We start from the raw sequence: 11,079 nt of genomic DNA, 5'->3' as shown, positions 1-11,079 counted from the left end.
ATATTTATTCTATTGTGCCGTTTTGCGGACATAGACTTGCACGCCTCCAACCGCAATACGAGATATTTCTTTATTCGTCCAATCGACTACTTCGCCTAGACCGCAGATCAGGATGCCACCCGGCTTTAGACGCTCGACAAAAGCATCCATGATCTCATGTCGCAATTCCCGGCGAAAATAAATCAGCAGGTTTTGACAAAAAATCACGTCGAGTTCGATAGAAGGAAATTCGTTTATATTTAATACGTTTGCCTGATTAAAACAGACACGATCAACCACTTCGGGACTAATTTGATAGCGCCCTTTTTCTATGGCTTTGAAGTATCTTTGACGGATGGGAGCATCTACCATTTCTACTTTACGCTTTGGGTAGATACCAGCGCGGGCAATAGCGAGTGCAGCACGACTAATGTCGGAAGCAATAATGCCAAAATATGGTTCTAGCCTAGCTAGCTCGAAGGTTTCGTTCATCACCATCGAAAGGGTATAAGGCTCCTCACCGGAAGAGCAACCTACACTCCATATTTCAAATGAACTATCGAGCTCACTATTATTAATCTTATGCTGCAGGTATTCCTGCACATAATTAACAGATGGCAAATGACGAAAAAAACTGGTCTCTTTGACTACTAGTCGGTCAATAAGTACCGACCATTCCATCATACCGGATACACCGTCGATTACACGGTTGTAATACTGTGTGTAGTCGCTCTGCCCCAGCTCTCGCATACGCATAGAAATCTGCGTTTGCAGAAAAATTCTCTGCGCGTCGCCGAGGCAAATCCCAGCCCTTTCTTCCAGCAGTTTACTCCAAAGATCAAACTGACGATCAGAAAGATCCGGTGCCGCTTGCAATGACCAAATCATAATACGCAACAGCTCCGTCGTTTAAGACGACGTTATGCCCGAGAACTGGTTTGATCGTACATTTCATCCGTGTATGCATCGTCCATCGACAAATCTACAACTTCATCATCGAGGACTTCGATCTTGGCATCGTCATCGTTTATAGACTCTGAATCGGTGTCAACCACATCGAGGTCTTCCATAGAAGCAAACTCTTCTGTTTCAGCGCCACCGTAATGTTCACCTTCATCCAGCTCTTCAGGCAATTTAAATCCTGTTACAGAGTCTCTAAGTTCAACCGCCATATTCGCCAAAGTACCAATCGACTTCGCCGTAGCACTGGTACCGGCTGATGTCTGTGAGGTAATTTCCTGGATCACGTTCATCGTATTGGAAATGTGACCTGCTGATGATGCTTGCTGGCGAGCAGCGTTAGAAATGTTTTGAATCAATTCCGCAAGGTTAGCCGATACCGTCTCAATCTCTTCAAGAGCAACACCCGCATCTTGTGCTAGGCGCGCTCCGCGTACCACCTCAGAGGTGGTTTGTTCCATCGAGATTACCGCATCGTTAGTATCGTTCTGAATTGTTTTAACCAGCGCCTCAATCTGCTTGGTCGCTGTTGCAGAACGTTCCGCCAGCCGCTGAACCTCATCCGCAACAACCGCGAAGCCTCGGCCAGCATCACCAGCCATCGATGCCTGGATCGCCGCGTTAAGTGCCAGAATGTTTGTTTGGTCAGCAATGTCGTTAATCAAACTTACGATATCACCAATCTCCTGGGAAGATTCACCCAGACGTTTAATACGTTTCGATGTTTCCTGGATCTGCTCACGAATAGTATCCATGCCTCGGATAGTATTTTGTACCACTTTTGCGCCGTTGTTTGCGATCGATACCGACCGCTCCGCAACACCAGCTGACTCAGCGGCGTTAGCAGATACCTGGTCAATGGTTACCGCCATTTCATTTACAGCGGCAGATGCTCCAGCAATTTCCTGCGCCTGGTGCTCAGAAGCTTCGGCAAGATGCAGTGCTGTCTGCTGAGTGTCACTGGAGCTTGTCACAACGCGCCCAGATGTTTCGTTAATACGCGAAACCAGAATTCTAAGTTGGTCAATGGTGTAGTTGATAGAGTCAGCGATCGCACCGGTGAAATCCTCGGTTACCGTTGCTGTGGTAGTCAAGTCACCATCTGCCAGGTCAGCAAGTTCGTCAAGCAGACGAAGAATTGCGTTTTGGTTTCTCTCGTTGGTCTCTTCGGTAACTTTCAAGTTGCGGTTGGTTGCTTGGTTGATCAAGACACCGATAGCAGCAAGCAACACAAGTGAAACAAAGCCAAAGCCATAAAGTAAGTTGTTATTGATAGGACGAACGCTTGAAAGGCCTGCAATTTCAGTTGTTAAACCACTTAGTGATTCAAGAAGACGAGGACTTAACTCAAGAATGTCCGTACTCGCAGTACGTGCTGTAAACAGTGCAGGAGACGCTTCGAAAATCTCTTTTACCGAACCACTTACAAATTCAAATAATTCAGAAATTTCACCGAGACTGGCCGCCGCTTCCTGATCGGTAATCTTGGGAATGCTCATCGCCACATCGCCTTGCTTCATACCTTCGAGTACACGACCAAAGACACTAGCATCGATATTAAACTGATCCGCAGACTTATCTGCGTCTTCACCACCCACAAGCATTTTATCCACGTTTCGACCGATACGCTCAGCTAACCATGATTGGTTAGTGGCTACCTGAACTTGCTCAGAAGGTGCTGAGTTCTCCAGCAATATCTCAACAATATTGGTATGCTCTGACTGTAGTTCAGGTAGAGACTCGTTTAGCGTATTAGCTACATCATGAAGGAAGATAATGGTTTCCTTGTTAGTGATGATGCTGTTGGAGTCTTCCTGGATATTTTCCCAAAGGCCACCAAACTCGGCAAAACGCTCAGCTAGTGCAACGCGCGTATGACCATCGCTGGCACTCAGCTCCAGCCATGTTTTATTCATACTCGCAACCAGAGCTTCAAGATCTGTAAATGCTTGCTCATCACCAGCAGTTGCGTCACGCGACAAAGAGATCAACTGGTATGACGATGCACGCAAGTCAGCCACCATGGTTAAATAATTTTGGTCGCGTTGGTTATCACGTACCAGGATCACACCGGTGATCACCATCAGAACGATCATACCCAACAGGCCAAAAATGAACGCTGCCAGTAAAGGTTTGGATTTCGCCCGACTAAACAGGCTTGCTGAATCAGTTTTCATACGACGCTCCCAAGCGATTGTATGTATTAATGCACTATGTTTCCCCAGATAAACTAGGGAGTTACCTCAAGAATGAGACGACTTATCTTGTTTTTATAAAGCAAATGCCTCGAACGGCTTAAGTTCCCGAAGCATTTGTAAAGTTCGGATCTTGCGACAAAGCCTCGATGTCAAAAACACACCAAGCCTCATTGCCAGAATCACGATAAGCTCCTTTTATGTACTGTCTGAGACTCTCAGGCAGCTCTCCGTCAAACCGTCCATAGGTGTCAGCCACAAAATGCTGCATACCAAAAGCCCTATCGACTACTAGGCCGCTATACAAACTTTCTGTTTCCAACACTAATACACGGTGAGATTTCTTTTGAGTACTGATTTGACCACCCACAAAGCGTGCCAAATCAAAAAGAGGTAGTAAACGACCACGCACATTAGCAAGGCCAATAACCCAGGACTGAACGCCGGGTAGACGTGTTGTTGCTGGTACCTCCATCAGCTCTGATACTTGCCCCATTGGCACCACAAAGCGAAAACCCATACATGAGAAACCAACACCACTCCAACGCGGCGCAGCATCTACTTGGGCGGGCAAACCCATCGCAGTTTGACGACTTAAAGACGCCAGGTTTGCAAGAGCTTCAAATGCTGAATTTGCCATAAGCGAAATCTACAGGCCTACTTTTTTCATAATCGCAGAAAGTTCTTTTTCATCTATCGGTTTTGTCAAATACGCTTTAGCGCCTTGACGCATGCCCCACACGCGATCCGTTTCTTGATCCTTAGTGGTAACAATAATGACAGGAATATGCGATGTTTCCGCGCCTTTAGTAAGCTGACGAGTAGCCTGGAAGCCATTTAGTCCAGGCATTACGATATCCATTAGCACAAGATCGGGCTTGTGGGCTTTCGCCGTAGCGACACCCTCTTCACCATTGACCGCTGTGATTACAGAGTGGCCATTCTTTTCCAACATCCCAGTAAGTTTATAAGTTTCCGTAGGTGAGTCATCAACAATGAGCACTTTTGCCATATTTCCTCCAGGACGACGCTCAGAACTTTTTATTTGTTATTAACTTGCTCGCGCAACTTTCACATGTGCTTCAATAGCGCCGAGTAGTTCACCTTTACTAAAAGGTTTAGTTAAATACTGATCCGAACCAACAATCCGCCCTTTCGCTTTGTCAAAGAGTCCATCTTTACTGGATAACATAATTACAGGAGTAGATTTAAACTCACTATTATTTTTAATAAGCGCACATGTCTGATAGCCGTCTAAACGCGGCATCATAATATCGACGAAAATGATATCTGGACGAGTATCAGCAATTTTCGCCAATGCATCGAAGCCGTCAGTCGCTGTGACGACAGTACACCCCACTTTTTTTAGCAATGTTTCGGCGGTACGACGGATAGTTTTACTATCATCGATCACCATCACTTTGAGATGCTCTAAATTTACGTCCATAAACTGACCTTGAGATAATTGTCATGAGAAGAAACACACAGGGTGATTTCTTCCAAGCTATTTTTGGATGATTAACTTTTAACATAGATTCCCAATATAATCCATAACTGCTTGAAAGAAAAAGAAATCCGCTAGCTTTTTGAGCTTAAATTTTAACTTCTGAAAAAGGAACACATACCCTTTATAATTGATCAAAAACAGTGGATTAGCCAACTATTTAGCATTTCCTTTTACAATATTTTTACAACAACGGAGTTTATTTTGCAAAATCCGAACGAAAACACAGCAAAAACAATGCCCATACTTGGGGTAGTCATGGATCCTATCGGGTCTATTAATATTAAAAAAGATACCACATTAGCGCTACTGCAAGCAGCCAATAAAGCAGGCTTTATTATTAAATATATGGAGATGAGCGATCTTTATCTCGATCAAGGCATAGCAAAAGCGGATGTAACGAATTTACTTATTAAAGATGACCCACAATCTCCCTTCGAACTTGGCACACAAGAGAATATTGAGCTTGCGCAAGTTGATGTTATTTTGATGCGCAAAGATCCGCCCTTTGACAATCAGTATATTTACGCGACATATATACTTGAAGCGGCTGAGAGAGCAGGCTGTTTAGTAGTCAATAAACCACAAAGTCTTAGAGACTGTAATGAGAAAGTATTTGCTACTGAATTCCCTCAATGTTGTCCACCGGTTCTCATTAGTCGCAAAGAATCCCAACTAAAGGAGTTTCATAATCAGCATAAAGATGTGATATTCAAACCCCTTGACGGTATGGGTGGCAGCGGAATCTTCAGATGTAAGGAAGATGATCCAAATGTTAGCGTTATTATCGAGACGCTTACGGAACATGAGTCAGGTTTTATCATGGCACAGAAGTTTATTCCTGAAATATCTAATGGCGATAAACGTGTGCTGGTCGTTAACGGTAAAGCTATACCTTATGCACTTGCACGTATCCCCGCAGAAGGTGAAACTCGTGGTAACCTCGCAGCTGGCGGAAGCGGTGTGGCACAACCTCTTAGTGAGAGAGATCATTGGATTGTTAACCAAATCGCTCCGACACTACTTGAAAAAGGCTTATTATTTGTTGGCTTAGATATTATTGGGGATTATCTGACTGAAATTAATGTCACCAGTCCCACCTGTGTACGCGAAATAGACAGCGCATACGATACCAACATAGGCGATGTGTTCATTAAGGCCATCGTGGAACGTCTGGATAAATAACATTTACTATGAGTACAGCAACAGCGGATATCGGCAGTGGTGATCGCCTCAGTTTCACTATTTTTATTGCGGCGGCTTGCCATGCGCTGATTATTTTCGGCATTACTTTTAGCCTGGATACTGGCACAAAAGTAGCGCCGACATTGAATATCACATTGGCGACGCACGCCTCTAAGATACCACCGAAGAAGGCGGATTTTTTAGCGCAGCACGATCAGCAAGCAAGTGGCACTTCTAGTGAAGTGAAAGAGTTAACAGTTAAGGATCAGGCGCAGCTCAACGACGTCAAGATACGGGATATCAATCCGGCACCGTCACAAAAAGCTACTCAGAAGAAGGAAGTTGAAACTCAAATAATCACCACTCAAAATCGATCAAATCAAAAAATCTCTTTGCAAGAAAAGTTGGATCAAAAAAATGAGTCCAGTGAAGAGCGTATCGGTGAAAACCTAGACGCGCCTTTAATAGATCCTGAGTTTGCCAGTTTGCAAGCGAAACTCGATAGACTTAAACAGGATCTTGCCCGTCAGCCGAGAATTCGCCGTTTAACTTCTGTCTCGACAAAAGCCTCTTATGATGCACGTTACCTAAACGACTGGGCCCAAAAAGTTGAGTTAGTTGGCAATAAGAACTTCCCTGAAGCGGCCTTGCGAGAAGAAATATTTGGCAGTTTACGCATGTCGGTCATGATTCTACCCAATGGCACCGTAGAAAATATCGAAATCTTGCAGTCATCAGGGCATACAATATTAGATGAGGCCGCCACTCAGATTGTTAAATTAGCTTCGCCATTTCAACCTTTTCCAAGAGAAATAAAACAGAGCACGGATAAACTGGAAATTATTAGAACATGGCGATTTGAGATAACCGGTTTAAAAACTACCCAATAGAATCGTGTCGTTAAGGCCTATAGAAGCGATTAAATCATCGATGGTAGGCCCTAAATTGTCACTCATTGATTTTTTTGGTCAGAAGGACAGAGACATTAATCAGCTAAAGTGTTTTCTTAGCTTGACCATAAGCTAAAAACCTTGTTTATTGATTACCTTCATATTTGCTAAAAATCTCATCGTAGAGTCACGTAAGTAGCGTTAATAGAAAGACTCATAATAGAGTATTATAAAAACTCTCATAGCTAGGTATCAGCATAATGGAACATTCAGATCAGCTACCGCAAATCAATTTGCGCGATCACTTTCTGATTGCAATGCCTGCACTCAAGCATTCGATATTCTCAGATTCTATTACCTATATTTGTGACCACAGTGCCCAAGGCGCGATGGGCATTGTTTTGAACCAACCGATGGATATTTATCTTAACGAGGTTTTCGATCAATTATCTCTTGAGTATAGAGATTCAGCCTATACAACACCTGTTCTCGCAGGAGGTCCAGTCAATAGACAACAGGGGTTTGTGCTACACAGAAATGAGGGCAATTGGGATTCCACGCTAAAAATAACTGATGAAATTTGCTTAACTGCATCGCGAGATATTGTTAATGCGCTGGCTGCGGATGAAGGACCGGACGGAGCACAATTCGCCCTCGGTTACGCAGGTTGGAGTGCGGGCCAGTTGGAAGATGAAATATCTGAAAATAGCTGGCTGACCATACCTGCAAATAACCGCATTATTTTTGACATCCCCGCTATAAAAAGGCGTGATGCCATTGCTGACCAATTAGGTATAGATTTAAACCTTATTTCTGATGATGCAGGACACGCATAGTTTTTATGAGCAAGCATGCCCTTGCCTTTGATTTCGGCACAAAAAGTATCGGTGTCGCGCAGACAAACTTAGATACCCTTAGCATTACTTCTATCTGTTCTGAGCTTCCTCCACTAAAAGCACAGGAGGGCATTCCTAACTGGCAACAGCTCGAATCACTTCTCGAGCAATGGCAACCTCATATAATAATTGTAGGCCTACCGGTAAAGATGGATGGCTCCGACATGGAAATTACCCGGAGAGCACGTAAATTCGGCAATAGAATCCATGGCAGGTTTGGTTATCAAGTGGCTTTTATCGATGAAACCTTATCAACAAAATCAGCAAAGAATGAAGCCTATGAAAGAGGCCACCGGGGCAATTTCGCCAAAGCTCCTGTAGATTCTATTGCTGCACGCCTAATTCTCGAAAGCTGGCTAGCTGCACAATAAGATAAAATCACCAAAAGTCTGCACAGGCGAAAAAGAGCGTAAGTTTTTAACCTAGGATCTTTTAACACTAATTAAATCATACCTGCTGGCAAGCATTTTTCCGTACAGCTAAGCAACACAAACGCGGTTTAGTGATTCTCGGCAATTGCTCCTCGGCTCTGGCTACCTCGACAAATGCTCCTGCTTTGTTCTAATACGCTACGTCCTTGCAGCTATGCTTCGCCCTACCTCACATATCCTTATGTCCGTGCATTGCTCTAATTACCTGTATCCATACAGGCATAAATAAGTGCGTGTTAACAGACCCTAGACATTGACTCTATTCAAATGGCAGTGTGTGAACCCAAATACAAGCTCTGACACCAATAAAAACACTTATGAAGTATTTATATCACTGGTTGTATTTTATCCGGAGTGTCAATTATGTATTCAGGTAGATTCCCGCAAAATGGCAACGCGCCTGCTTATGCTCAGGTGGGAGCGGGACAAGCCCCAACAAATGCAGGATGGGTTGCTGGTATGCCACAATATCAAGCGGCAATACCAGCCCCTCCAACCATGCTTAATACTGGGCATCCTAATAGCTTTGCTAGTCTTACTCAGAATGCTCATCCAAATACTTTACATATGCCAATGAACCCTGCGGCACACACACAGCCATCGGCAACTCCGGGGTATGCACAACAATATACACACACATCGGCACTACCAGGGTACGTGCCAACAACTGTGCCACAGCAGCATACACAAATAGCGGCACCACCAACGTATGCCACAACAACTGCGCCAGCACAACTTACACATACATCGGTACCACCAGCATATACAACGACACCTGTGCACCCACAACATACACAAATGTATATGCCTCCGCCGGCTGCTTCGCCATATGCTCATGCTCCGGCGCAACCATCATATACGCCAGTGCCAACACCCCCAGCCCATCATGTTTACGCACAATCAACGTATATGCCGACACCTGCTCCACAACAATACCCACAACCACAGGTAGCAACGCAGCATATGCCGTCACATGTATTACCTCACAATATGCAACCCTATGTGGCACAGCCCCCTAGGCCTGCACATACACAATTGTCAAATATACAAGTACAGGCTCCACACGCGCACTCTGCGATTTCTAATACCGCGATATCAGGCTTAAAGCCTGCAACTGAAAATAGCGGATCATATTGGGATAAATCAAACGGTATGTTGGCAGATATAAGTTCGATCAAACCACAACAAGATGCCGTTCAAGAGCTCACCCCTGAAGATAAACGATTCAATGAGCTAGATGAGAAATTAACGCGCCTAGATATTAACTACATCGCATATACGAGAAAACTCAATAGAATTTTAGAAGCGTACATAGATGGTAAAGCAGATGATAAGCAAACACTTGAAGCTAAAAAACGGCTTATCGGTGAAATGGAAGATGATATAAAAAAATATAACGAATTTTCAAAAATGGGATATGACGTGCTTCAGTTAGGCAAAGCTCTCAGGCAACAGAATAGAGACCACTTAACATCTAGTGATGATAATACCGATTCTGCTATCGACTCTAGAAAACAACTTTTTGATAGCTTCGGCAATAACAGTAAAACGGAGCAACTAGAAGTTGAAAAACATATATTAGCCTTGGAGCAAGGCAAAATAACAAGGCCTCCAAAAACAGAAGAAGATATTGAGCTTGATGCGGCTATAAAAGCTATGGAGCAGATTAAAGTTTCAGCTGAGCCAAAAACAGCGGAAGAAGTTGAACTTGATAAAGCTATAAAAGCTATGGAGAAGCAGATGTCAACAAGCCAATAAAAAGTAAACCCAAAACCAAGTTAGAGACCTTGCGCTCTAGGCTCAATTGAGCCTAGAGTCTGTTGATACTAATCTAATTTCAGCCTGGGTTCAGTTGTTAAAAGCGATTGGTATTAGCATCTTCCTGAATAGCCAATTCATCTGCTGCATTCGATAAGTATTCTGCATCAGTTTCAGAAGCCAGTTTGATCATCAAGCGCAGATCATTAGGCGAATCCGCATGTGCCAGAGCATCCTCATACGTAATTTCACCAGCATCATAGAGTTCGTATAGAGCCTGATCAAAAGTCTGCATACCTAATTCATTAGAACGCTTCATTAACTCTTTTAATTCATGCACTTCACCTTTACGAATAATATCTGAAGCTAACGGAGTATTAAGCATCACTTCCAAACAGGCTCTTCGACCATTGCCGTCTGGCGTTGGTATCAACTGCTGCGCCACAATCGCTTTAAGGTTAAGAGACAAATCCATCCATAACTGCTGATGGCGGTCAGCAGGGAAGAAGTGAATAATTCTATCCAAGGCCTGGTTGGCATTATTGGCGTGCAAAGTACATAAACATAGATGTCCGGTTTCAGCAAAAGCAATCGCATGATCCATGGTTTCTCGCGAGCGAACCTCACCAATCAAAATAACATCGGGGGCTTGCCGTAGAGTATTTTTAAGGGCTATTTCAAAAGAATCTGTATCTATACCCACCTCGCGCTGGGTAATAACGCAGCCCTGGTGTTGGTGAATAAATTCAATTGGATCTTCAATAGAAATAATGTGGCCTTTGGAATTGCGGTTGCGGTGGCCAATCATAGACGCTAGAGATGTGGACTTACCGGTACCCGTTGCCCCCACAAAGATCACTAGGCCCCGTTTGGTCATAGCCAACTCTTTGATAATTTCTGGCAAACCCAGGTCATCAACACGTGGAATTTTAGTCTCAATTCTACGCATGACCACACCGACAAGATTACGCTGAAAAAAAGCACTAGCACGGAAACGGCCAATACCGCGCGCACTTACTGCGAAGTTTAATTCTTTATTTGCCATGAACTCCTTGCGCTGTTTTTCACTCATCACACTCAAGCACATTTCACGCGTCTTTTCTGGCGACAGCGGCGTCGTTGTTACCGGGACAATTTTTCCGTGTAACTTGATGGAAGGTGGTACACCGGCAGTAATAAATAAGTCAGACGCGCCTTTTTCCACCATAAGTGTCAACAGTCGGTCAATATCCATGGTATCTCCTCAGCTTTAGCCACCTAGAACTCAATATGCAATTCTAC

Annotated in this window: 11 protein-coding genes; 5 read left to right on the top strand and 6 right to left on the bottom strand. The window is 43.9% G+C overall.

The window, feature by feature from the left end:
• Nucleotides 1–9: 9 nt before the first annotated feature.
• The 5 genes from BVC89_RS01810 to pilG form a co-directional block, all read right to left on the bottom strand.
• Entirely contained in the window at nt 10–867 is an 858-nt protein-coding gene (locus BVC89_RS01810) for a CheR family methyltransferase (RefSeq protein ID WP_086929593.1), read from the bottom strand.
• A gap of 32 nt (nt 868–899) precedes the next feature.
• Complete coding sequence (locus tag BVC89_RS01805; RefSeq protein ID WP_086929592.1) at nt 900–3,116, bottom strand: methyl-accepting chemotaxis protein; 2,217 nt, start codon at nt 3,114–3,116, stop codon at nt 900–902.
• 118 nt (nt 3,117–3,234) lie between these two features.
• Entirely contained in the window at nt 3,235–3,774 is a 540-nt protein-coding gene (locus BVC89_RS01800; RefSeq protein WP_086929591.1) for a chemotaxis protein CheW, read from the bottom strand.
• A gap of 9 nt (nt 3,775–3,783) precedes the next feature.
• The gene (gene pilH / locus BVC89_RS01795) at nt 3,784–4,146 is read right to left on the bottom strand and encodes a twitching motility response regulator PilH (protein ID WP_086929590.1); all 363 of its coding nucleotides are present in this window, start codon (nt 4,144–4,146) and stop codon (nt 3,784–3,786) included.
• 39 nt (nt 4,147–4,185) lie between these two features.
• Entirely contained in the window at nt 4,186–4,581 is a 396-nt protein-coding gene (gene pilG / locus BVC89_RS01790) for a twitching motility response regulator PilG (RefSeq protein WP_086929589.1), read from the bottom strand.
• Nucleotides 4,582–4,875: 294 nt separating this feature from the next.
• Here pilG and gshB point away from each other — a divergent pair, with 294 nt between their 5' ends.
• The 5 genes from gshB to BVC89_RS01765 all read left to right on the top strand — a co-directional run bounded on the left by gshB (nt 4,876) and on the right by BVC89_RS01765 (nt 9,798).
• The gene (gene gshB / locus BVC89_RS01785; protein ID WP_086934465.1) at nt 4,876–5,823 is read left to right on the top strand and encodes a glutathione synthase; all 948 of its coding nucleotides are present in this window, start codon (nt 4,876–4,878) and stop codon (nt 5,821–5,823) included.
• 8 nt (nt 5,824–5,831) lie between these two features.
• Nucleotides 5,832–6,713, top strand: a complete 882-nt coding sequence (locus BVC89_RS01780) for an energy transducer TonB (RefSeq protein ID WP_086929588.1) — start codon at nt 5,832–5,834, stop codon at nt 6,711–6,713.
• A gap of 260 nt (nt 6,714–6,973) precedes the next feature.
• Nucleotides 6,974–7,549: a YqgE/AlgH family protein gene (locus BVC89_RS01775; RefSeq protein ID WP_086929587.1), complete on the top strand. Its 576-nt coding sequence runs from the start codon at nt 6,974–6,976 to the stop codon at nt 7,547–7,549.
• 5 nt (nt 7,550–7,554) lie between these two features.
• Entirely contained in the window at nt 7,555–7,980 is a 426-nt protein-coding gene (gene ruvX / locus BVC89_RS01770) for a Holliday junction resolvase RuvX (protein ID WP_086929586.1), read from the top strand.
• Between the two features lie 423 nt (nt 7,981–8,403).
• Complete coding sequence (locus BVC89_RS01765) at nt 8,404–9,798, top strand: hypothetical protein (RefSeq protein WP_086929585.1); 1,395 nt, start codon at nt 8,404–8,406, stop codon at nt 9,796–9,798.
• A 97-nt stretch (nt 9,799–9,895) separates the two neighbouring features.
• Here BVC89_RS01765 and BVC89_RS01760 read toward each other — a convergent pair whose 3' ends face one another.
• A complete protein-coding gene (locus BVC89_RS01760; RefSeq protein WP_086929584.1) occupies nt 9,896–11,032 on the bottom strand; it encodes a PilT/PilU family type 4a pilus ATPase in 1,137 nt (378 codons plus the stop codon).
• Between the last annotated feature and the right edge of the window lie 47 nt (nt 11,033–11,079).

The sequence above is a fragment of the Agarilytica rhodophyticola genome (assembly GCF_002157225.2).
GTDB lineage: Bacteria > Pseudomonadota > Gammaproteobacteria > Pseudomonadales > Cellvibrionaceae > Agarilytica > Agarilytica rhodophyticola.
This window is presented reverse-complemented; position numbering and strand designations above follow the sequence as displayed.